Annotated in this window: 24 protein-coding genes and 1 pseudogene; 7 read left to right on the top strand and 18 right to left on the bottom strand. The window is 63.7% G+C overall.

Features of this window, described 5'->3' with window-relative positions:
- The 10 genes and pseudogenes from ACELLULO517_RS08675 to der form a co-directional block, all read right to left on the bottom strand.
- Window positions 1-364, bottom strand: a pseudogene (locus ACELLULO517_RS08675) (hypothetical protein); the annotation flags it as partial.
- A 90-nt stretch (window positions 365-454) separates the two neighbouring features.
- Entirely contained in the window at window positions 455-955 is a 501-nt protein-coding gene (tolR, locus tag ACELLULO517_RS08670; protein WP_227306896.1) for a protein TolR, read from the bottom strand.
- Window positions 956-958: 3 nt separating this feature from the next.
- Window positions 959-1,675, bottom strand: coding sequence for a protein TolQ (gene tolQ, locus ACELLULO517_RS08665; RefSeq protein WP_227306895.1), 717 nt, complete (start codon window positions 1,673-1,675; stop codon window positions 959-961).
- 1 nt (window position 1,676) lies between these two features.
- Window positions 1,677-2,147 carry a tol-pal system-associated acyl-CoA thioesterase gene (gene ybgC / locus ACELLULO517_RS08660; protein WP_227306894.1) on the bottom strand — a complete coding sequence of 157 codons (471 nt, stop codon included), beginning with the start codon at window positions 2,145-2,147 and terminating at the stop codon, window positions 1,677-1,679.
- The gene (ruvB, locus tag ACELLULO517_RS08655; RefSeq protein ID WP_406566250.1) at window positions 2,144-3,223 is read right to left on the bottom strand and encodes a Holliday junction branch migration DNA helicase RuvB; all 1,080 of its coding nucleotides are present in this window, start codon (window positions 3,221-3,223) and stop codon (window positions 2,144-2,146) included. The genes ybgC and ruvB overlap by 4 nt, the downstream gene beginning before the upstream one ends.
- A 38-nt stretch (window positions 3,224-3,261) precedes the next feature.
- Complete coding sequence (gene ruvA / locus ACELLULO517_RS08650) at window positions 3,262-3,876, bottom strand: Holliday junction branch migration protein RuvA (protein ID WP_227306893.1); 615 nt, start codon at window positions 3,874-3,876, stop codon at window positions 3,262-3,264.
- Entirely contained in the window at window positions 3,873-4,388 is a 516-nt protein-coding gene (gene ruvC / locus ACELLULO517_RS08645; protein WP_227306892.1) for a crossover junction endodeoxyribonuclease RuvC, read from the bottom strand. The genes ruvA and ruvC overlap by 4 nt, the downstream gene beginning before the upstream one ends.
- A 30-nt stretch (window positions 4,389-4,418) precedes the next feature.
- Window positions 4,419-5,171 (bottom strand): YebC/PmpR family DNA-binding transcriptional regulator, encoded by a 753-nt coding sequence (locus tag ACELLULO517_RS08640; RefSeq protein ID WP_227306891.1) that lies wholly within the window; start codon window positions 5,169-5,171, stop codon window positions 4,419-4,421.
- A 163-nt stretch (window positions 5,172-5,334) separates the two neighbouring features.
- Window positions 5,335-6,075, bottom strand: coding sequence for a transcriptional repressor LexA (gene lexA, locus ACELLULO517_RS08635; RefSeq protein ID WP_227306890.1), 741 nt, complete (start codon window positions 6,073-6,075; stop codon window positions 5,335-5,337).
- 196 nt (window positions 6,076-6,271) lie between these two features.
- A complete protein-coding gene (gene der, locus ACELLULO517_RS08630; RefSeq protein WP_227306889.1) occupies window positions 6,272-7,651 on the bottom strand; it encodes a ribosome biogenesis GTPase Der in 1,380 nt (459 codons plus the stop codon).
- 151 nt (window positions 7,652-7,802) lie between these two features.
- On the opposite strand from der, the gene ACELLULO517_RS08625 reads away from it, so the two are divergent.
- Together ACELLULO517_RS08625 and ACELLULO517_RS08620 are read left to right on the top strand one after the other, a co-directional pair.
- On the top strand, window positions 7,803-9,023 hold the full coding sequence (locus tag ACELLULO517_RS08625; RefSeq protein WP_227306888.1) for an MFS transporter: 1,221 nt from the start codon (window positions 7,803-7,805) through the stop codon (window positions 9,021-9,023).
- Between the two features lie 197 nt (window positions 9,024-9,220).
- A complete protein-coding gene (locus ACELLULO517_RS08620; RefSeq protein ID WP_227306887.1) occupies window positions 9,221-9,604 on the top strand; it encodes a hypothetical protein in 384 nt (127 codons plus the stop codon).
- Window positions 9,605-9,620: 16 nt separating this feature from the next.
- On the opposite strand, the gene rnd is transcribed toward ACELLULO517_RS08620, so the two are convergent.
- Window positions 9,621-10,841, bottom strand: a complete 1,221-nt coding sequence (gene rnd / locus ACELLULO517_RS08615) for a ribonuclease D (protein ID WP_227306886.1) — start codon at window positions 10,839-10,841, stop codon at window positions 9,621-9,623.
- 38 nt (window positions 10,842-10,879) lie between these two features.
- Window positions 10,880-11,305 (bottom strand): winged helix-turn-helix transcriptional regulator, encoded by a 426-nt coding sequence (locus ACELLULO517_RS08610; protein WP_227306935.1) that lies wholly within the window; start codon window positions 11,303-11,305, stop codon window positions 10,880-10,882.
- 113 nt (window positions 11,306-11,418) lie between these two features.
- Between ACELLULO517_RS08610 and ACELLULO517_RS08605 the strand changes: the two genes are divergently transcribed.
- Together ACELLULO517_RS08605 and ACELLULO517_RS08600 are read left to right on the top strand one after the other, a co-directional pair.
- Complete coding sequence (locus tag ACELLULO517_RS08605; protein ID WP_227306885.1) at window positions 11,419-12,300, top strand: NAD(P)H-binding protein; 882 nt, start codon at window positions 11,419-11,421, stop codon at window positions 12,298-12,300.
- 140 nt (window positions 12,301-12,440) lie between these two features.
- The gene (locus ACELLULO517_RS08600; protein WP_227306884.1) at window positions 12,441-12,743 is read left to right on the top strand and encodes a hypothetical protein; all 303 of its coding nucleotides are present in this window, start codon (window positions 12,441-12,443) and stop codon (window positions 12,741-12,743) included.
- A 53-nt stretch (window positions 12,744-12,796) separates the two neighbouring features.
- Here the strand turns inward: ACELLULO517_RS08600 and glgX are convergent, their stop codons facing one another.
- The 4 genes from glgX to ACELLULO517_RS08580 all read right to left on the bottom strand — a co-directional run bounded on the left by glgX (window position 12,797) and on the right by ACELLULO517_RS08580 (window position 16,263).
- Window positions 12,797-15,100 (bottom strand): glycogen debranching protein GlgX, encoded by a 2,304-nt coding sequence (glgX, locus tag ACELLULO517_RS08595; protein WP_227306883.1) that lies wholly within the window; start codon window positions 15,098-15,100, stop codon window positions 12,797-12,799.
- Window positions 15,101-15,175: 75 nt separating this feature from the next.
- Complete coding sequence (locus ACELLULO517_RS08590; RefSeq protein WP_227306882.1) at window positions 15,176-15,478, bottom strand: hypothetical protein; 303 nt, start codon at window positions 15,476-15,478, stop codon at window positions 15,176-15,178.
- Window positions 15,479-15,595: 117 nt separating this feature from the next.
- Window positions 15,596-15,970 (bottom strand): helix-turn-helix domain-containing protein, encoded by a 375-nt coding sequence (locus tag ACELLULO517_RS08585; RefSeq protein WP_227306881.1) that lies wholly within the window; start codon window positions 15,968-15,970, stop codon window positions 15,596-15,598.
- Entirely contained in the window at window positions 15,970-16,263 is a 294-nt protein-coding gene (locus ACELLULO517_RS08580; RefSeq protein WP_227306880.1) for a type II toxin-antitoxin system HigB family toxin, read from the bottom strand. Before ACELLULO517_RS08580 ends, ACELLULO517_RS08585 begins: the two co-directional genes overlap by 1 nt.
- Before the next feature lie 180 nt (window positions 16,264-16,443).
- On the opposite strand from ACELLULO517_RS08580, the gene aspS reads away from it, so the two are divergent.
- Window positions 16,444-18,231, top strand: a complete 1,788-nt coding sequence (gene aspS, locus ACELLULO517_RS08575) for an aspartate--tRNA ligase (RefSeq protein WP_227306879.1) — start codon at window positions 16,444-16,446, stop codon at window positions 18,229-18,231.
- A gap of 116 nt (window positions 18,232-18,347) precedes the next feature.
- Window positions 18,348-19,064: a phosphorylase family protein gene (locus ACELLULO517_RS08570; RefSeq protein ID WP_227306878.1), complete on the top strand. Its 717-nt coding sequence runs from the start codon at window positions 18,348-18,350 to the stop codon at window positions 19,062-19,064.
- Here the strand turns inward: ACELLULO517_RS08570 and hpnH are convergent.
- Window positions 19,005-20,177: an adenosyl-hopene transferase HpnH gene (gene hpnH, locus ACELLULO517_RS08565; protein ID WP_227306877.1), complete on the bottom strand. Its 1,173-nt coding sequence runs from the start codon at window positions 20,175-20,177 to the stop codon at window positions 19,005-19,007. The genes ACELLULO517_RS08570 and hpnH overlap by 60 nt on opposite strands.
- Before the next feature lie 19 nt (window positions 20,178-20,196).
- Window positions 20,197-21,126, bottom strand: a complete 930-nt coding sequence (gene ispH, locus ACELLULO517_RS08560) for a 4-hydroxy-3-methylbut-2-enyl diphosphate reductase (protein ID WP_227306876.1) — start codon at window positions 21,124-21,126, stop codon at window positions 20,197-20,199.
- A 390-nt stretch (window positions 21,127-21,516) separates the two neighbouring features.
- On the opposite strand from ispH, the gene ACELLULO517_RS08555 reads away from it, so the two are divergent.
- Window positions 21,517-22,149, top strand: coding sequence for an ABC transporter substrate-binding protein (locus ACELLULO517_RS08555; RefSeq protein ID WP_227306875.1), 633 nt, complete (start codon window positions 21,517-21,519; stop codon window positions 22,147-22,149).
- Window positions 22,150-22,168: the final 19 nt, after the last annotated feature.

Raw genomic sequence — 22,168 nt, 5'->3', positions numbered from 1 at the left:
TCGGCATTTCATGGTCGGAATAGCCAAGGAACCAAGTATAGCCATGCGGCGGTGGCGGCGTGACCGAAGGCGGAGGTGGCGGTGGCGGCGGTGGCGGCGGCGCATCGCTCAACGGTTGCGGTATCGGCGCCTGGGTCGCTTTCGGCGCGGTCACGGGCGTCGGCGTCTTGGTCGGCGCGGCGGTCTTGCCGCTGGCATCGGACTGCTGAACCGGGGCCGTGGGGCCCACGAAATCAACCGACACGGCAGCCAGATCCGGCTGCTCGTCCGGCTTCTTGGCCGGCAGGGAGACGATCAGCGCCACGAGCAGCAGGAAATGCAGGACCGCAGAGACGATCGCCGCCCGGCGCATCGGCTGGTTCACGGGCGCCCCCATAGGCGATTGCAGCGAGGCAGGTTGAAGGGCGACAAAGCGAAATCCATGATCTGCCGGAGGGGGCGCAAGCAGGCGGCCTTACTGGCCGCTGCTGCCGGAGGGAGCGGTGGTCGTGGTCGAAGCGGGGGCCGCGGCACCGGGGGCGCCGCCGTCGGGCTGCTGGGCCAGCAGCGCGACCTTGGAATAGCCGCCGGTCACGATGGTGCCCATGACCTGCATGATCTGGCCGTAGGACACGGTCTGATCGCCGCGCACGAAGATGCGGCGGTCGGTCTGTCCATTGGTCACCGCCTGCAGCTTGGCTACCAGCGAACCGATATCGGTCTGATCATTCTGCACGAAGACCTTGCCCTCGGCATTGATCGAGATGGTGATCGGCGTGCTGTCGGTATTGACCGGATTGGCGCTGGTCTTGGGCAGATCGACGGTCACGCCCGAGGTCATCAGCGGCGCCGTCACCATAAAGATGATGAGGAGCACCAGCATGACGTCCACCAGCGGCGTGACGTTGATATCCGCCATGGGACGGTAGCGCCCCCGACCGTTGCGGCCGCCGCCGCCGATGGTGCCCATGCCCATGGCTCAGGTCCTCTCTTCGGTCTGGCGCGACAGGATGGCGCTGAACTCGGTGCCGAAACCCTCAAGCCGCCCCGCGAAGCGGGACAGGTCGGTGTTGATCGCGTTATAGGCGAGCACCGAGGGGATGGCAGCGACGAGGCCGATGGCGGTCGCGAAAAGCGCTTCGGCGATGCCGGGGGCGACCACGGACAGATTGGTATTATGCATCGCGGCGATGGCCGAGAAGCTGTGCATGATGCCCCAGACCGTGCCGAAAAGGCCGATGAAGGGGGCGGTCGCGCCGACGGAGGCGAGGAAGATCATCCACCGCTCCATCCGTTCCAGCTCGCGCTGGATGGTGACGTTCATGGCGCGGTCGACGCGCTCGCGCACCGCCGTATGGCCGATATCGGCGCCCGCAACGCGGGAGGTGCGACGCCATTCACCCATGGCGGCGCCGAAAACGGCTGCCATCGGATTGCTGGGCTTCTGCCCCTCATGCTCATACAGGTCGTCCAGGCTGCCGCCGGACCAGAAGCGATCCTCGAAGGCATTGGCCTCACGATTGGCGCGCCGCAGGCTTGTCGTCTTCTCGAAGATGATCGCCCAGACCCAGATGCTTGCGGCCAGCAGGCAAAGGATGACGAGCTTGACGACGATATCGGCTTGCAAGAACAGACCCCAGAGCGACAGGCTGCTCCCGGGCGTCGCCAGCTGCGTGGCATTCACCGCCTGATCCAAATCACGAAACCCCTATGTTGTCAGCGGCTTGAGCGCCTTCTCGCGCCCGAGCCATAGCCGTTAGTGCGTCACGCCAGGCTGCCGGAATGCGGCCCGCCCGCCCGGTTCCCTCTGCGACGCTGACCAGCGTCACATCCACCACCACCAGCGTCTCGTCGTTGCGCTTGACCCGCTGCCGCAACTTCATCGACGCGCCCCCCACCGATACCGTGGTCGTCTCGACCACCAGCGAATCGTCGAGCCGGGCAGGGCGCTGATAGTCCAACTCCGCGTGTCGCACCACGAAGATCATGCCGTGTCGCAACATCATATCGGAATGGGGCAGGCCCATGGCACGCAGGGCTTCCGTCCGCGCCCTTTCGGCGAAGCGGAGATAGTTGGCGTGATAGACGATGCCGCCCGCATCCGTATCCTCGAAATAGACGCGAACCGGATAGAGATGGACGCCGTCAGCCACAGCAGTCTCGGTCATGGCTTGGCCGGATTCCTGTCATGTGCGGCGAAAAGATCGGGCGCGAGCAGGGCTGTCTGCTCCGGCGAGGGCGGCGGCGGCACCATGTCGAGGTGACGCCAGCCGGGCTCGCCCAGCATGCGGCCGCGACTGGTGCGCAGAATAAGCCCCTCCTGAATGAGATAAGGCTCGATCACGTCTTCCAGCGTATCCCGCGCCTCTGCCAGTGCTGCCGCCAGCGTCTCCACCCCCACCGGGCCGCCGGCGTGATGCTCGGCAATGCGGCGCAGATAGCGGCGATCCATGGCGTCCAACCCGCGATGATCGACCTCCAGCCGGGTCAGCGCGGCGTCGGCGATGGCGCGATCGACCTGACCGCGACCTTCGACGGCCGAAAAATCGCGCACGCGGCGCAGCAGGCGGCCGGCGATGCGCGGCGTGCCACGGCTGCGGCGGGCGATTTCATGGGCGCCGTCTTCCGTCAGATCGAAACCAAGCAGACGCGCGCCGCGTGCCACGATGACGCGGAGTTCATCCGGCGTGTACAGGACAAGGCGCAGCGGAATACCGAATCGATCCCGCAAAGGTGTGGCCAGCAGGCCGGACCGCGTCGTGGCGCCGACCAGGGTGAAGGGCGGCAGGTCGATCCGCAGGGACCGCGCGGCCGGGCCTTCCCCGATCACCAGATCGAGCTGGAAATCCTCCATCGCCGGATACAGCACTTCCTCGATCGCCGGCTGCAGGCGATGGATTTCGTCGATGAACAGCACGTCGCGCGGCTGCAAATTCGTCAGAATGGCGGCGAGGTCGCCGGATTTCTGGATGACGGGGCCGGAGGTCGCGCGGAAACCTACGCCCAGTTCGCGGGCGACGATCTGTGCCAGCGTCGTCTTGCCGAGGCCCGGCGGCCCGTGCAGCAGCACATGGTCCAAAGCCTCGCCGCGCGCGCGGGCGGCTTCGATGAAAATGGCAAGGTTCTGGCGGTTGCCTTCCTGGCCGATGAAGTCGGACAGCGTCTGCGGGCGTAGGCTGGCCTCACCCGCGTCTTCCGTGGCGCGGACGGGGGAGACGGGACGTTCCTCCATGTCTTCCGACATGTCAGGTTCCGGGCTTTTCCGGCTGCGCGGGCGCGCGGTCATCGCGCCAACTCCCGCAGCGCGGCCGGGATCAGGGTCGCGACATCGGGATCGTCACCCAGTTTCGCGGCCGCGCGATTCAGCGCTGCCTGCGCTTCCGGCCGGCGATAGCCGAGGTTGAGCAGCGCCGAGAGCGCGTCATCCAGCACGCCGCCGGGGGCGGCGGCCGGCGCGATAATGCCATCGGCGAGGGCGATCGGCAGCGGCAGACTGCCGGCTTTTTCCTTCAGCTCCAGCGCAAGACGGGCGGCGAGCTTCGGCCCGACGCCCGAGGCGCGGCCGAGCGCGATGCGATCCCCGGAGCCGATGGCAAGCGAAATTTCATCCGCCGAAAGCGCGGAGAGGATGGAGAGCGCGACCTTTGGGCCCACGCCCTGCACCGTCGTCAGCAGCCGGAACCAGGCGCGCTCGGCGGCTGTGACGAAACCGTAGAGCGTGATCGCGTCTTCCCGCACGAAAGTTTCGATCAGAAGACGAACCATCGCCGGTGCCGGCGGCAATGCGGATAGCGTGCGGGACGAGGCCTGCACCAGATAGCCGACGCCGCCCGACGTCTCGATCACGCAATGACCATCATCCTGGGATTCCACCACCCCGCGCAGGCTGCCGATCATGCCCGCACCGCATTGGCGGCCGAGCGGCTCCAGGCATTGCGGCTCGCCCGGTGATGGGCGTGGCAGATGGCGACGGCCAAGGCATCGGCGGCGTCCGCGCGTTTCAGCGTGGCACCCGGCAGCAGACGGCGGACCATGACGCCGACCTGGTTCTTATCCGCGCCCCCCGTGCCGACGACGGAGAGCTTCACCGTTTTGGCGCCATATTCGGCGACCGTGAGGCCGGCGAGCGCGGGCGCGAGCAGCGCGACCCCGCGCGCATAGCCGAGCTTGAGCGTGGCGGTGGCATTGGTGTTGACATAGGTTTCCTCGACCGCCGCCTCCTCCGGGCGATACAGCTCGATCAAGGCCGACAGCGCCTCGTGCAAGGCGCGCAGGCGTATCGGCACGCCGGCGGTGCTGTCGGTCATGACGATCCCGTCCGCGACATGGCGCAGGCGGTTGCCGTCCGACTCCACCACGCCCCAGCCGGTGATGCGCAGGCCAGGGTCGATGCCAAGGATTCGAATCAAGGCCAGCGCGTCATCCTCTCGGATTGAACCTCAGTCGGACAGCTTTTGCAGCAGCGACTCGGGCAGGTCGAAGTTCGCATAGACATTCTGCACATCGTCGAGTTCGTCCAGCACATCCAGGAGCTTGAGGACCGATGTTGCCGCATCTTCATCCAGCGGTACGCTGACACGCGGGCGCCAGTCGAATTTTGCCGTGTCGGACCCGCCGAAACGGCTTTCCAGCGCATCCTGCATGGCGAAGAAACTGTCGGGCGCGCCGGTGATTTCGTGCCACTCCTCCGTGCTTTCGACATTGTCGGCGCCGGCATCGATCGCGGCTTCCAGCATGTCGTCGCCACTGGCGCTGGCTGCCGGATAGCGGATGACCGCCAGACGGTCGAACATGAAGCTGACGGAATTGGTCTCGCCCAGGGCGCCGCCGTATTTGTTGAACGAGGCGCGGACTTCGGAGGCGGTGCGGTTGCGGTTGTCGGTCAGCGCCTCGACGATGACGGCGACGCCATGCGGGCCGTAACCTTCGTAGCGGACCTCGATATAGTCATCGCCGCCGCCGCCGCCGGTCGCGGCTTTCTTAATGGCGCGATCGACCGTGTCTTTCGGCATATTCTCCTTGCGGGCGGCCTGAATGGCCGCGCGTAGGCGCGGATTGGCGGCCGGGTCCGGCAGGCCCTGCTTGGCCGAGACGGTGATTTCGCGGATCAGCTTGGCGAACTGACGCCCACGCCGGGCGTCCTGCGCGCCCTTGCGATGCATGATGTTCTTGAACTGGCTATGACCGGCCATGGTTGCGGCTCCGCAAGGCGTGTGACTGTGACAATTGGGCTGGTCTCTCCGCCAAGCCAGGGGCAGGCGTCAAGTGCAGCTAGGACTGCCCAGTCGGCTTTCCGACTAAATCCACGCGGCGCAGCAGAGTGATCGCGGCCTGAGCCGCGACCGTCATCTTGTCTCAATACCGGCGCATCAGCCCGACAAGCTTGCCCTGCACGCGGACGCGTTCGGCCGGGAAGATGCGGCTTTCGTGGCGCGGGTTCGCGGGTTCCAGCGCGACCGAATTACCCCGGCGGCGCAGGCGCTTGAGGGTGACTTCCTCCTCGTCCACCAGTGCCACCACGATGGTTCCGTTCTCGGCCGTGTCGGCGCGGCGGATGACAACCGTGTCGCCGTCCCAGATGCCGGCGTCGATCATGGAATCGCCCGCGATTTCCAGCGCATAATGCTCACCGGTGCCGAGCATGGAGACCGGCACTTCGATGAAGGTCGAGGTATCGCGCATGGCCTCGATCGGCAGGCCGGCGGCGATGCGGCCATATAGCGGCAGCTGCACGGCACCGGCTTCCGGTGCCGCGCGAACGCCCGTCAGACGGGGTGAGAAGTCGCCCTGAATGACGGTCGGGGCGAAGCCCGGCGCCGGATCGGACCGTTTGGGCGTGTCGGCGATTTCCTTGCGGTCGCTGACCAGCGCCATTGCCGCTTCACCGGGCAGCCGCAGCACTTCCAGCGCGCGCGCCTGATGGTGGCGGCGGCTGAGAAAGCCGCGCTCCTCCAGCGCTGAAATCAACCGATGGATGCCGGATTTGGAGCGGAGGTTCAGCGCCTCCTTCATCTCGTCGAAGCTCGGCGAGTAGCCGGAGGCTTTGAGATGACGGTCAATAAACATGAGCAGCTCGTGCTGCTTGCGCGTCAACATGATCGGGCCCTTTGGCTGCCTCGCTTTGCCGCCAATGGGCCGGAACGGATCATGACCGGGCCACCTGGGCCCGAAACGTCACGAAACCGAACGCGAACAAATCAGCAACTTTGTTCTTCTAGGGAATCGTGACGCGTTGCGTCAAGCACAAGAATGGCCAGGGGCGATCCGGCTAACTCTCGGAAATCGAAAGAAATTAATTTTTGTCGTCGTAGGGGTTCACGGTTCCGCGGAAATCGATGCGGATCGGCGTGCCTGGCAGGTCGAAAATATTCCGCAATTCATTGACGAGATAGCGGCGATAATCCTCCGGGGTGCCTTCGGCGCGGGTGCCGAAAACCACGAAAGTCGGCGGTCGCGCCGTCGCTTGCGTAACGTAGCGCAGCTTCAGACGGCGGCCGGAGACATTCGGCGGCGGATGACGGCTGAGCGCATCGTCGAACCAGCGGTTGAGGGCGGAGGTGGTGATGCGCTTGTTCCAGGTCGCGTAGACCTGACGCACCGCGGGCAGCAACTTCTGGACGGATGCGCCGGTCATGGCGCTGAGCGTCACGACGGGAATGCCCTTGAGCTGGGCCAGGCTGCGTTCCAGCCGGTCCGACACGGCCTTGCGGGTCGCGTCGCGGTCTTCCACGGCGTCCCACTTATTCAAGGCGACGACCATGGCGCGGCCCTCGCGCTCGACCAGACGGGCGATCTGCAGGTCCTGATCATGCAAGCCGTCGACGGCATCGACCACCAGCACCACGACTTCGGCGAAGCGCATGGCGTTGATGCTGGCGCCGGTCGACATTTTTTCGATTTCGTTCTGCACGCGGGCGCGGCGGCGCAGCCCTGCCGTATCGACCAGCTGATAGGCGCGACCATCCACGTCATGCAGCGGCATGGTAATGGCGTCGCGCGTAATGCCCGGTTCCGGGCCGGTCAGCATCCGGTCCTCGCCTAGAAGGCGATTGACCAAGGTGGACTTGCCCGCGTTCGGCCGGCCGAGAATCACAAGCTTCAGCGGCTTGCCGGGATCTTCGGCGGCCGTCAGTGCCTCGGTCTCGTCCTCATCCTCGTTGCGGGTTTTCTTGGCCGGGGGCAGGGCGGCCGCGATATCGGCCATCAGCGAACTGATGCCCTCGCCATGTTCGGCGGAGACCAGCAGCGGCTCGCCCAGACCCAGGGAATAAGCGTCGATCGAGTTGTCATAGCCGGCGCGGCCTTCGGTCTTGTTCGCGACCAACAGCACGGGACGGCCAAGGCGGCGCAGCCAGGTGCCGAAATGCGCGTCGGGCGGCAGAATCCCGGCGCGCGCGTCGACCACGAACAGAATGAGGTCGGCCTGTTCCAGAATGGTGGCGGCACCCTGGCGCATACGCCCGGACAGGCTTTCGGGTGGGGCTTCCTCAAGCCCGGCGGTATCCGCGATGCGCACCATACGGCCGCCGATGCGGCAGGTGGCTTCCTGACGGTCGCGCGTCAGTCCTGGCTGATCTGCAACCAACGCCTGACGCCGCCCGATGAGGCGGTTGAACAAGCTGCTTTTGCCGACATTGGGGCGTCCGGCGATGACGACAAGCGGGGTTTCCATGCGCGAGGGGCAATACTGCCAAAGGATGGTTACAGGTAAGTGGTTATCCGGAATGTGTGGTCAGCGCCAGACGGGCGGGAGACAGACCTGAGATCGGTCCGTGGAGGCATCATCCGCCATGGTCGGGCTCAGGAGGAAGGAAAATGGAAGAATGAGCAGCACAGCAAGCACCCGGGAAACCCGAGCCATCCCGCCGGAGGGCATCGTCATGGCGGTCCTTTTGGCGGTCAGCTTCTCCCACTTCCTGAACGACACCATGCAATCGCTGCTGCCGGCGATCTATCCCAATCTGAAAGAGCAGTTTCAGCTCAACTTCGTGCAGATCGGGTTGTTGACATTCGTTTTTCAGGTGACCGCCTCCCTGTTGCAGCCTTTGGTGGGCATGGCGACCGACAAGCGGCCGCAGCCCTATTCGCTATCGGTCGGCATGGGCTTCACCATGATCGGGCTTATTCTTCTGTCGCGCGCCAATAGCTATCCCTTCCTGCTGGTCGCCGCCGGCATGATCGGGATCGGCTCGTCAATCTTTCACCCGGAATCCTCCCGCGTCGCGCGGCTTTCCTCCGGCGGTCGGCACGGCCTGGCACAATCCGTCTTTCAGGTCGGCGGCAATTTCGGGACGGCGCTCGGGCCCGTGCTCGCCGCCTTCATCGTCGTGCCCCATGGCCAGCGCAGCATTGTCTGGTTTTCGGGCATCGCATTGCTCGGCATGGTTGTGCTGGGGGCGGTGGGTCGTTGGTATCAGCAGAGGATGGCGAGCAATCGTCGTCGTCCGCGTGCGCAGATGCATCCGCATGAGGCACTGCCCCAGGCCCGTGTCCTCATCACCATGATTATCCTGGTGGCGCTTGTTTTCTCGAAGTTCTTTTACCTGGCTAGCATTTCCAGCTACTACACTTTTTATCTAATACATCAGTTCAATGTTTCAGTGCAGTCGGCGCAGCTATTACTGTTCGTCTTTCTCGGTGCGGCCGCGCTCGGTACTGTCTTCGGCGGTCCCATCGGCGACAAGATAGGTCGTAAACTTGTAATCTGGGTCTCCATTCTTGGCATTCTGCCCTTCACCCTGGCACTCCCCTATGTCGGCCTCGGCTGGACGGTTGTACTCTCCTTCATTATCGGTTTCGTGCTCTCCTCCGCGATGCCGGCCATGATTGTCTATGCGCAAGAACTGGTCCCTGGCCGAGTCGGGTTGATTTCCGGCCTGTTTTTTGGATTGGCTTTCGGTATGGGGGGCCTTGGCGCCGCGGCGATCGGCATCATCGCAGACCGTTTTGGAATAGTTACGACTTATGAAATCTGTTCGTTTTTGCCGGTGATTGGTCTTCTGGCTGCCTTCCTGCCGCATATTCGCGCGCCGCAGCATGGCTAGGAGCTGAGTTTTTCATATTTTTTCGCGGTGGCTTAAAAAATCACCACGAAAACCCTCGACCAATCGCAACTGCGAACACATATCGCGCGTAGGTACCAGCGAAAACTTTTGAGAACCGCAAACTTGAGGAGGGTTGCTCTATGGCCCGAGCGATGACGACTAAGCCCAAAGCCGGCGGCCGGACGAAGACAGCGGAGATGCCCCGCTCTGCGGTCGCCAAATCTTCTGCCGTATCATCAGCCAATAAGGCTTCTGCAAAACTGGCCGCCGCATCATCTGCCGCCAGCAAGGAAGAACTGCGCGCTCGCATTGAAAAGTTGGAGCGGGCGAATGCAACGTTGCGATTCAAGAACAAGGATCTGCGACTGGCTCATGTCGAAGCCTCGGAACAGGTCGACGCTTTGACAATGAAGATCGAGAGTCTGGAACGCCGCGCTGAGCGTCAGTCGCGGCAGGACCTGCCGAAAACCGCCAAGTCTCGCGGCCCCGCTTCACCCGCGCGTGGACGCGGCGTCAGCAAGGCGATGGCCAAGTCCATGGATCAGGACGAGGACCGGATGGAAGACATGGCCGAGGCGTAAGCCCCGGCCGCTTGCCTCAGGCTTCGGTTTCCGGGGCCGGCGTTTCCGCATCCAGGTGAATAAGCCGGATGCGCTTCCCCCTTGTCGCAAGTGCCACTCGCCCATCCCGCAAAGCCATTGCATCCTCACCGAACATCCGGCGGCGCCAACCCTGCGTCGCCGGCACTTGCGGTTCGGCCTCCGTCGCCAGCTTGTCGAGATCGTCGGAGGAGGCGAGAAGGCGCGGTGCGACCCCATGCTCCTCGCTTTTCGCCGCCAGCAGGACACGCAGCAGAGCAACCAGAGCGGGTGACGCGCGGGGGCCTTCGCGCTCCCCGCGCGGTGCAATCTCCGGCAAAGCATCGTCCGGAAACGATTTCGATTCGGCAATGGCGGCAAGCAGCGATACGCCGCTTTTGCCCTCCGCGAAGCCACGGGTAATGCCGCGCGCGCGGGTCAGCGCCTCGGCGCTGTCGGGTGCCAGCGCCGCGATCTCAGGGATCGCCTCATCCTTCAACAGCCGCCCGCGGGGAATATTGACGCGCTGGGCCTCACGCTCCCGCCAGGCCGCGATAGCGCGCAGCAGACCGGCCTGCCGGCGATTGCTGGGGCGCAGCTTAAGGCGCTGCCACATCGTCTCAGGATCGGTGCGGTAGAGGCCGGGGTCGGTCAATGCCGCCATCTCCTCCTGCACCCAGTCGCCGCGATTCTCGCGCTCCAGCCGCGCCAGCAGCTTCTGATAGACGGTCCTGAGATGCGTCACGTCCGCTGCCGCATAGGAAAGCTGAGAGGCGGAGAGGGGACGCGCCGACCAGTCGCTGAAACGGTGAGACTTGTCGATCTGGGTGCCGGTCAGCGAGGAGACCAGGGCATCATACCCAACCTGATCGCCGAAACCGGCGACCATGGCAGCCACCTGCGTATCGAAGATCGGGGTCGGCGTCGCGCCGAACATCAGCAGGAAAATCTCCACATCCTGTCGCGCGGCGTGGAAGACTTTGGTGACGCGGTCGTTGGCGAGCAGCGCACCGAGCGGGGCCATATCGATGCCCTCCGCCTGGGCGTCGATCACCGCCACGTCGTTTTCCCCGCCCAGCTGCACGACGCAGAGTTCCGGCCAATAGGTGCGCTCGCGGATGAATTCGGTGTCGATGGTGACGAAGGGCTCGGCCTCCAGACGCGCGCAGAGCGCGGCGAGCTCGTCACTGTCGGTGATGAAAACGGGGGTTGGAAACTCGGTACGGGACTGACGCGACATAAGGTCTTTCTATAGGGCCGCGCTCCGCTGTCAAAGCCTCACGGGTCCGTTCTGGCCAAGCCATCGTCATATCTGGCGCGGGACGCGCGGATGGTGGCGAAATTGGCGTCCGCCCATTGCGCAAGGGCGTGGAGCGGTTCAAGGGCAGACAGGCCGAGCGGAGACAGGCGATATTCGACGCTGGGGGGCGTGGTCGCGAAAACATGGCGGGTGACCAGCCCGTCGCGTTCCAGAAGCCGCAGCGTCTGGGTCAGCATGCGCTTTGAGATATCGGGCACCATGCGCAGCAACACGCCGAATCGGCGCGGTTCGCCAGCCAGCGCCATCAGGACCAGCATGGTCCACTTGTCACCGATCCGGTCCAGGACATTACGCATCGGGCAGCGGCCCGCATCGAAGTCACGCTCCTCCCAGATCCCGAACTGCGCCGCGATCGCGCTTGATCGCAGGATTGCCTCTGCCACATCAGCCAAGGTGGTTATCCTCCGGTAACCAGGGGAGAAAAAACTGCCGTCTTACGCCCCTGACCTAGACATTCTACCAATAGTCTCAGTTTGAGACCTTAGGAGAATCAACGATGTCAGACAATCAATCTCGTATTGCCTTGACCGGCGCCAGCGGCCAGCTTGGCCGGCTGGTGGTTGCCGAATTGCTGAAAACGGTCGCCGCGGACCGGATTGTGGCCCTGGTCCGCAGCGAAGCGGCAGGCGCCAGCTTCGCGTCCCAGGGCGTCGATTGGCGGATTGCTGACTATGACCGTCCCGATACCTTGGCCGCGGCGCTGGCCGGGATCGACCGACTGCTGCTGATCTCCTCGAACGATCTGGCCCATCGCATCGGCCAGCATGCGGCCGTGATCGCGGCGGCCAAGGCAGCCGGTGTGTCTTTCATCGCCTATACCAGCGTGCTGCATGCCGATGTCTCGCCGCTCGGCCTGGCAGCCGATCATCGCGCGACGGAGCTGGCCCTGCGGGAGTCGGGCCTGGCTTATGCCCTGCTGCGCAACGGCTGGTATACGGAGAATTATTTCGGCGCGATCGCCCCGGCGCTGGCCCATGGCGTCGTGCTGGGCAGTTCGGGCGAGGGCCGCATCTCGGCCGCGCCGCGTGCCGATTATGCCGCCGCCGCCGCCGTGGTGCTGACCTCCGACAGCCTGCCGGCCAGCCAAGTTTTTGAACTCGCCGGGGATAATGCCTTCACGCTGCCGGAATTCGCGGCGGCGCTGAGCCGGGCGAGCGGCGACAAGCCTGTCAAATATATGGACATGCCGCAGGCTGAGTACAAGGCGGCCCTGCTGGGCGTCGGCCTGCCGGAACCGATCGCTGAACTGGTCTCCGACAGCAGTGCGGCGGCGGCCGATGATGTCCTGTTCGATGACGGGCAGGCGCTGTCCGGCCTCATCGGGCGGAAAACGACCCCCTTGGACGAAAGCTTGAGCGCGGCCCTCGCGGCCGCCTGATCATATCGGTGTCATAAACATCAAGCGGTGGCGTTGGCATACTCCTCTGCCGCGCCAGCCCTTGCAAACTTTCGGGACGGCGCCAATTCGGGTCGGAGTGAGCGGCAAAGGCCGCCTGAACAGAATGAGGAGACTAAGCCATGATCAATACCAAGCTGCTATCCGCCCTGACGATTTTCGGTGGCCTTGCCATCAGCACTGGCGCCTTCGCGCAATCGGCGTCGCAGTCGAGCCTCGTCAACGGTGCGACGACGGGCCTTGGCGCGCATCACCGTTTCTCGACCATCGCGGCGGCGCAGGATCATTGCCAGGGCGATACCATCGTCTGGTCGAATGGCATGAGCAAGACGTACAAGATCGTGCAGTCCGGCGCAGGCAGCGCCAGCCACGGCTTCTTCGCCTGCAAGATGGAAGCTGACAGCGCCGGGTTCACCCAGGGCTGACGGATTAATTTGAAGACAAAAAAGGGGGGAGGCCGTCGGGCCTCCCCCCTTTTTTATGCGTCTTCGCCGATGAGCGCGGCAGGGTCCGGCGGCGGTTCTTCCACCGCCGCCGGATAGGCGGTTTCGATCTGCGCGATATCGTCTGAGACGGCGGTGGTGACGGGTATTGGCTTCGGCGGCCGCACATGTACGGCGCGGCGCTTGGTCCGCGCACTGCCGTAGCTCGGCTCCAGGACCAGTTCGAACAGAAGCAGAGATCGCCCGGTCACCTCATAGCTGTGGTCGAAGGCGAAACGCGGTTCCGGGTCGACGGCCTCGTCATCGAGATTGGTATCGACCAGCAGGCGCCATTCCCGGCCGCCCACGACCTCGGGCAAGGTGAATTCCACCACATCGTGATAGGCGTTGAGGATCAGCAGCAGCGTCGCGTCCCGGCCGCGCTGCACGATGCCGGTTTCCTGCGCACGACCGTCCAGCAGCACGCCCAGACAGCGGGCGTGACCCTCGCCCCATTGGTCATCGGCCATTTCGGTCGCGTCCGGCGCCAGCCAGGTGACGTCCTTCAGTTCCAGCGTCTCATCCCATTGGCCGTTGAGGAAGCGACCGCGCGTGAGTAGCGGGAAGCGGCGGCGCAGCGCCGAAAGGCGCGCCGTGAAGCGCATCATCGCTTCCGCCTCCGGTCCCATCTCCCAGTTCAGCCAGCTGACCTCGTTATCCTGGCAATAGGCATTGTTATTGCCCAGCTGGGTGCGCGCCATCTCGTCACCGGCCAGCAGCATGGGCGTGCCTTTGGACAGGAACAAGGTCGCCAGCATATTGCGCATCTGGCGGATGCGCAGGCCCTGGATCTCAGGATCATCGGTCGGGCCTTCGGCGCCGCAATTCCAGCTCAGATTATGGGAATGCCCGTCCTGGTTGTTCTCGCCATTCGCCTCATTATGCTTGTCGTTGAAGCTGACGAGATCATTCAGCGTGAAACCGTCATGCGAGGTGATGAAATTGACCGAGGCCCAGGGCTTGCGGCCGCGCCGGCCGAACAGATCGGCCGAGCCGGTGAGGCGGGAGGCGAGATCGGCCATCTGCCCGTCATCGCCTTTCCAGAAGCCGCGCACGGTATCGCGGAATTTGTCGTTCCATTCGCCCCAGCCGGGCGGAAAGCCGCCGACCTGATAGCCGCCGGGTCCGCAATCCCAGGGTTCGGCGATCAGCTTCACCGCACTCAGCGCCGGGTCCTGTTGCACGGCCTTGAGGAAGCCTGACTGCTCATCGAAGCCATGCGGCTCGCGCGCCAGAATGGTGCCGAGGTCGAAGCGGAAACCGTCGACATGCATTTCCGTCACCCAGTAGCGCAGGCTGTCCGTCACCATGCGGATGGTGGAAGGATGGCTGAGGTTGAGGGTGTTTCCGGTGCCGGTATCGTTGATGTAGTAGCGCTTCTGATCCGGCAGCAGGCGGTAGTAGCTTGCGTTGTCAATGCCCTTGAAGGACAGCGTCGGACCCAGCTCATTCCCTTCGGCGGTGTGGTTGTAGACGACGTCGAGGATGATCTCGATCCCGGAATCATGCAGGCGCGCCACCATTTCCTTGAATTCGGAATAAGCGGTCTCGGCCACCTGGGCGTAGCGCCGGGCCGGGGCGAAGAAGCTGAAGGTGTTATAGCCCCAGTAATTCGTCAGGCCTTTTTCGACGAGATAGGAATCGTCCGCGAAACGGTGGATGGGCAGGATCTCGACCGTCGTCACCCCCAGCTTGCGGAAATGCTGCAGCATGGGCGGGGAGGCGAGGCCGCGGAACGTCCCGCGGGTCTCGGGCGGCAGAGCGGGGTGCAGCCGCGTCAGGCCGCGCACATGGGCTTCGTAGATGACTGTCCGCTCCCAGGGCACGGCGGGCGGATGGTCCCGGCCCCAGGTGAAGGCGGGGTCGATCACCCGGCAGCGCGGCATGAAGGGCGCGCTGTCGCGCTCGTCATAGGATAGGTCGGCGTCGGGATGGCCGATCGTATAGCCAAACAGCGCATGATCCCAGGTCAGCTCGCCGACCACGGCCTTGGCATAGGGGTCCAGCACCAGCTTGTTCGGGTTGAAGCGATGCCCGGCATCGGGCTCGTAAGGGCCATGGACGCGATAGGCGTAATAGGTGCCTGGGCTCAGATCCGGAATGAAGCCGTGAAAGATTTCATTCGTATATTCAGGAAGCGGAATGCGTTCGATTTCGCGCTCGCCCTGATCGTCGAACAGGCAAAGCTCGACCTTGGTCGCATTGGCGGAAAAGAGCGCGAAATTCACGCCGAGGCCGGTCCAGGTGGCGCCCAGAGGGTAGGGGAGGCCCTCCCGAATTGTGCCGCCGAAGAGTGCCATGCCTTGCTCCATTCCCAGTCTATCGGTCAGGGAGATGGGGATGGCGCGGCCAGCCGCAACGCGGGCGCGGTGGTTTCAGACCGATTGGTGCGGTGTTCGCGGCAGGCGGAGCGCGTGCGGACCCTGCGCGACTGCGCCATAGATGGGATAGTGATGGGTCTTGCCGCGTGAATCCTTGAAGGTCACGAAAACCCAGGATTTCTGGACGATTTCCGACGTTTCAACACCCGAAATAAGGAAATAGGCATCCTGCACGCCGTCCCAGGCCTGCACCAGTTCCACCCAGCGGCAGGCAAGGGTCAGCTTCTCGTCCGGCCTGCCCGGCATATGGGTGATCAGGGTGATGGTTTGGGCCGCCCAGCCGGAATCATTATCCATCGATCTGCTTTTCGATTGCTTGAGCGGAAGGATAGGGCGGCCGGGCGACGCTCGCAAATCGTCCCCCGGGCGCGGCAGGCCTGCGGGTCGGCTCGTGCTCAGGCGCTTTCGCCTGGGTCAGGCGACTGCCGTCTGCTCTCTGATCAGTAGATCAGCCGGTATGCCCCACGCAGCACGGATGAGGCTGATCATCGCCAGGCTGAGATTGCGGCGCCCGGCCAGGAATTCGCTGGCCCGCGAGCGTGATCCGAGCACGGAGGCAAGTTCGGATTGCCCAAGATTGTTCTGCTCCATGTAAAAGCGCACCACCTCGACCGGATCAGGGGCGTCAACTGGATGATATTGGCGCTCGTATCCCGCGATGAGGGTGGCGAGCACGTCAAACCGATCAGCTTCCGGCGAGCCGAACAGGGGTTCATGCGTGAAATAAGGCTCTATTTCCCTAAGCGCCCAATCATAATCCGCCTCGGTGCGGATCGGTCGAATGTCCATCAGACGGTCTCCGGGTTGATACGGTCATAGTCGCTGTGCTTGCCGACGAACTTGATGAGCACGCGATGATGGCGGTAGGCGATATGCGCCACTATCCGGTATTTATTGCCGCCGATATCGAAGATGACGCGGTTGTCGCCGACGAAGTCAGCGGCCCCGAACATCCGGCGGATGTCCGCGGGACCTGACCAGTCCGCCTTGGAAACCAGACTGTGCCAGGCTCGCAACGGCAATTCAGCGCGCGGGTGCTCGTGCCAGAACTCCCGAAGCATGCGGAGTGCGATCACCTGCATGATCCGTGACTATCATGTTCCATTTTTAGGAACAAGAAAAAGCGCGTGCGCGCAAGATTGGGTGGGCCGGAACCGAAACCGCCCTCAGCCGCCCAGCCAACGCGTCCAAAAGCTTGACAGCGCCGGGAGGCCGCGCCTTGTTGCCCGCCCGGCTTCGTTGATCACCAGGACCCTTCGCTCATGCATTCCTATCGCACCCATCATTGTGGCGCTTTGCGCACCACCGATGCCGGCGTCACCGCCCGGCTGTCCGGCTGGGTTCATAGCAAGCGCGATCATGGCGGCCTGCTGTTCATCGACCTGCGCGACCATTTCGGCCTGACCCAAATCGTGCTGCCGGCAGGTTCCGAATCCTTTGCGGCCGCGGATGAGTTGCGCGTCGAAAGCGTCATCACCGTCACCGGCGAGGTCGTGCTGCGCGAGCCTTCCACGGTTAATCCGCGCCTGCCGACGGGCGGGATAGAGCTGCGCGTCCGCGCGCTGGAGGTTCAGTCCTCCGCCGATGTGCTGCCCATTCAGGTTGCCGGCGATCAGAACTACCCGGACGATCTGCGGCTGAAATACCGCTTCCTCGACCTGCGCCGCGATCGCGTTCACCGCAACATCATGCTGCGCGCGCAGGTTATCGCCTCGCTGCGCCGGCGGATGGTCGATCAGGGATTTGTCGAGTTCCAGACCCCGATCCTGACGGCCTCATCGCCGGAAGGGGCGCGGGACTTTCTGGTGCCCGCGCGCAACCATCCCGGCAAATTCTACGCCCTGCCGCAGGCACCGCAGCAGTTCAAGCAGCTTGCCATGGTCGCGGGTTTCGACCGCTATTTCCAGATCGCGCCCTGCTTCCGGGACGAGGCGGCGCGTGCCGACCGCAGCCCTGGCGAATTCTACCAGCTCGATTTCGAGATGAGCTTCGTGACCCAGGAAGACGTCTTCAACACGATCGAGCCGGTGATGGCGGGTGTCTTCGAGGAATTCGGCAACGGTCGCAGCGTAACGCCGACGCCCTTTCCGCGCATTCCCTATGCCGAATCACTGCTCGTCTATGGCTCGGACAAGCCGGATCTGCGCAATCCGATCAAGATCACCGACGTCACGGCGCATTTCGCCGATTCGGGTTTCGGGCTTTTTGCCAAGATCGCGGCCTCGGGCGGCATTATCCGCGCCATTCCGGCGCCGGGTGCGGGCGGCAATCCGCGCTCCTTTTTCGATAAGCTCAATGAATGGGCGCGGGCCGAGGGGGCAGGCGGCCTGGGCTATATCACCTTCGACGCCGAGGGTCCGAAGGGTCCGATCGCCAAGAACCTGGAAGCCGACCGTGCAGCTGCCATCGCGGCCGCCTGCGGCGTCGGGCCCGGCGACGCGGTCTTCTTCGCTGCCGGCAAGCCGGACGTGACGCCGAAATTCGCGGGCGCCGTGCGCACCAAACTCGGCACCGATCTGGGTCTGATCGAGGAGAACGCCTTCCGCTTCTGCTGGATCACCGATTTCCCGATGTATGAGCTGAACGAAGAGACGGGGAAGATCGATTTCAGCCACAACCCCTTCTCCATGCCGCAGGGCGGGCTGGAGGCGCTGAACAATCAGGACCCGCTGACGATCAACGCTTTCCAATACGACATCGTCTGTAACGGCATCGAGCTGTCGTCCGGGGCCATTCGCAACCATCGCCCGGACATCATGCTGCGGGCTTTCGAGATCGCGGGCTATGGCGCCGATGTCGTGGAAGCCCGTTTCGGCGGCATGCTGCAGGCCTTCCGCTACGGCGCGCCGCCGCATGGCGGTTCGGCGCCGGGCGTCGACCGCATGGTCATGCTGCTGGCGGACGAGCCCAATATCCGAGAGGTCATCCTCTTCCCGCTCAACCAGGGCGGCGAGGATCTGATGATGGGTGCGCCGGCCGAGGTGACGCCGGAGCGGATGCGGGAATTGTCTTTGCAGATCGTGCTGCCGCCGAAGGTCGTGAAAAGCTGATTGCAAGCCGATGATGATCGGCCTGACGAAAGACCTGGGCTGAACAAACTCAGGTCTTTTCTTGAGGGCAACCTCGCTTTCGTTTTCTGGCTCGCAGTCTGGGCAAAGTGTATGACTTGTGGAAACTGAGTCGTTTCTTTGTCCAAGGGAAGTCGGAGGCCGCCATTTCTGGACTTGGCATTATCGTCGGCATGGTCGCGGAAGCGCGGATAGCGCAGCGGGCCGGCTGCGCGGTCGCGATCGGTGGGGGAATGCCCCAGGGTGCGCGGAAAATGGCCGAACGTCTGGTGGCCGACGGCGCGACAGCGTTGATCAGCTTTGGTCTGGCCGGCGGGCTTGACCCGGCGCTCGCGGCCGGTGTGGCGGTCGTGCCCTGCAGGGTCTTGCATCAGGGCCAGGTTTACGACTGCGATCCCGCTCTCTCCCGCGTTTTGCTGACTGTCGGCCAGCAGGTGGATTTTTTGCTCGCGGGCGACGGTGTTGTGGGCTTGGCTGCCGACAAGGACCGGCTTTGGCGGCAGACGGGTGCGGCTGCGATCGATCTCGAAAGCGGGGCCGTGGCCGAGGTGGCAGCGGCGAGGGGCTTGCCTTTCGCGGTATTGCGCGCCGTCTGCGATCCCGCGTCGCGCGATCTGCCGAGCGCTGCGATCGAAGCCCTGGATGAGGCAGGCCGCATCGCACCAATGAAAATGGCGGGCATATTGGCCCGCCATCCCCAGCAAATCCTCGGTCTAATCGCCCTTGGCCGCGACGCCGCCCGAGGGCGGAGAACCTTAATCCGCGGTGCCGAAAGCCTCAGGGGCCTTGCTGCGGGTAACGCGAACCTTCGGTGACTTAGCTGCCAGCTCTTCCATCCGCTCTTCGACATGGCGGCTGAACACGGCGTAGTCGGCCGGCCGTTGGTTATCGAGTGGGATTTCGGCGGCCATGGCCCCTTCCGTCTTCGGCCCGCGAATGGCGGAGACGGCCATCTTGATCGGGTGACGGATGGCTTCCATGACGGCGGTCGCCTCATAGCCGGAATGCACCATGCAGTCGGCGCATTTCTCGTAATTGCCGGTGCCGTAAGCGTCCCAATCCGTCGTGGCCATCAGTTCGGCATAGGTCTTGGTATAGCCTTCGCCGAGCAGATAGCAGGGGCGCTGCCAGCCGAACACGTTGCGCGCGGGCTTGCCCCAGGGCGTGCAATGGAAGGTCTGGTTACCGGCCAGGAAGTCCAGGAACAGCGCCGACTGGTTGAACTTCCACTTGCGGCCCTTGCCGTAGCGGAAGATGCCGCGGAACAATTCCTTGGTCTTCTGGCGGTTGAGGAAATGCTCGCGGTCGGGCGCGCGCTCATACGCATAGCCGGGTGAGATCATCACGCCGTCGATGCCGAGATCCATCGCGCTGTCGATGAACTTGCCGACCCGCTCGGGCTGCGCGCCGTCGAACAGCGTCGTGTTGATGCACAGGCGGAAGCCGCGCGCCTTGGCGTTCTTGATGGCGCGGACGGCGACATCATAGGTGCCTTCCTGGCTCACGGCGTTGTCGTGCATTTCCTGGTCACCATCGAGATGGATATCCCAGGCGAAGTTCTTGTGCGGCTTGTAGAGGTCGATCTTCTTCTCAAGCAGCAGCGCGTTCGTGCAGAGATAGATGAACTTGCCGCGCTTCAGAAGGCCCTCGATGATCTGCGGCATTTCCTTGTGCAGCAGCGGCTCGCCGCCCGCGATGGCGACGATCGGCGCGCCGCATTCGTCGGCTGCCTCCAGGCATTCCTCGACTGTCAGGCGCTGGTTGAGGATCGGCGCCGGGTAATCGATCTTGCCGCAGCCGTTGCAGGCCAGGTTGCAGCGGAATAGCGGCTCCAGCATCAGCACCAGCGGGTAGCGCTTGTTGCCGATGAGATGCTGTTTGACGACATAGGCGCCAACGCGGAGCGCTTGATTGAGTGGAACACCCATAAGTGGTCAGCCCCTATTGTTAAGCGACATCCGCCACTTCGGGCGGCAGGCGGAAACGAACATCTTCCGGCACGCCATCGAGCAGGCCGACCTCGACCTCGCCGAACTGGCGCAGGCCATCAAGCACGTTTTGGACCAGCACTTCCGGGGCGGAAGCACCGGCGGTGACACCGACGCGGTCGATACCGTCGAACCACTCGGACTTCAGCCCTTTTTCATCATCGATGAGGTAGGAGCGGCAACCAAGTTCTTCGCCGAGTTCGCGCAGGCGATTCGAATTGGAACTGTTCCGGGAGCCGACGACCAGAATGACGTCGACTTCCCGTGCCAGATCACGCACGGCCTGTTGCCTATTCTGAGTGGCATAACAGATATCGCGCACGTCCGGTCCCATGATGGTCGGGAATCGGGTCTGCAGCGCCTGGATAATGCCGCGCGTATCATCGACCGACAGAGTCGTCTGGGTCACGTAGGCAAGCTTGTCGGCATCCGAGACGTCGAGCGTCGCGACGTCGGCAACCGTCTGCACCAGATGAACCTTGGCCGGGATTTGGCCGATCGTGCCTTCGACCTCGGCATGGCCGGCATGGCCGATGAGCACGATCTCACGCTCCTGGGACGCATAGCGGCGGCCTTCGGCATGGACCTTGGCGACAAGCGGGCAGGTGGCGTCGATCACCGGCAGACCAAGGCTGACGGCCTCATCCTGCACCTTTTTGGCAACGCCATGGGCACTGAAGACGGTGATGGCGCCTTCCGGCACCTCATCCAACTCATCGACGAACACGGCGCCGCGCTGGCGCAGATCCTCGACGACATGACGGTTATGGACGATCTCATGCCGCACATAGATCGGCGGGCCGTATTTCTTGAGGGCACGTTCCACGATATCGATCGCGCGAACGACGCCAGCACAAAAGCCGCGCGGCTGGGCGAGGAGGACACGCATATGTCTGGTCTTCTCCAAAAATCCTTGGCCGGACGTCCCGGAACAGGGGGCAACGACGGGCCTAAGTCATGATGGCTCGCAAGCCACTCATATCACGGGATAAGCAATTGCCGAAGCCTGAGCAAGGTTTTGCTGCATTGCAATCGGCCAGTTCACAAAGCCGTGGGCAGGTGAGGGGCAAGGTCACGGCGAGTGACACTTGTTTTCGGTCCGGCCTTAGGTACAACCGCGCCGCACGTTTCAGCCGGCGTCGCAGATTGAACGCCGAAGCCAGCTTGCGGATGGCGGTTTACTCCTCCTCGTTCTGTGGCACGCCGACGATGTCCGACGGTAAGGCAAGGTGCGGGTTAAGAAGATTTTGGAGGGCGGTCCCCGTGGCCGCGACATAGCATGATGCTGCGGTCACGACGGTTTCTTCTGGCGGCGGTCTGTTCCACGGCGCTTTTTCCCGTGGGGGCGTTTGCCCAGACAGCGTCCGGTTCGCCGACGGCGCCCGTCAGCGCGCTCAATGCAGGTCTGATCTCTATCATGAAGGCGGGCGAGCAGACGCCCTTCCTGCAGCGGTTCCAGACACTGGCGCCGATTGTGGATCAGGTCTTCGATCTGCCGCGCATTCTGCGCATTTCGGTCGGGTCCTATTGGAGCGGGCTGCCGGCGGCCCAGCAGCAGAAGCTGCAACAGGTTTTCCGCAGCTTCATCATCGCGACCTATGTCGCGAATTTTCAAAGCTATAACGGCGAGGTCTCCTCCATATCGCCCCAGACCCGCAGCGTCGGGGCGGAGCAGGTGGTGACAAGCCTGCTCGCCAAGCCTTCGGGCGACAGTTGGCGCATCGATTATGTGATGGGGCAGGCGACAGCGGGCTGGAAAATCCAGGATATTTTGCTAGACGGAACAATCAGCCGTGTTGCGGTGCAGCGATCCGATTTCGCCTCTCTGCTATCGGACGGCAACGCCACGCAGCTGATCGCCAGTCTGGAGCAGAAAGTCTCGACCCTTTCGGCTGGTGCGATCAGTTCTTGAACCGTTAGGAGCCTTCAGG

Source organism: Acidisoma cellulosilyticum, assembly GCF_020621385.1.
Classification (GTDB): domain Bacteria; phylum Pseudomonadota; class Alphaproteobacteria; order Acetobacterales; family Acetobacteraceae; genus Acidisoma; species Acidisoma cellulosilyticum.
This window is presented reverse-complemented; position numbering and strand designations above follow the sequence as displayed.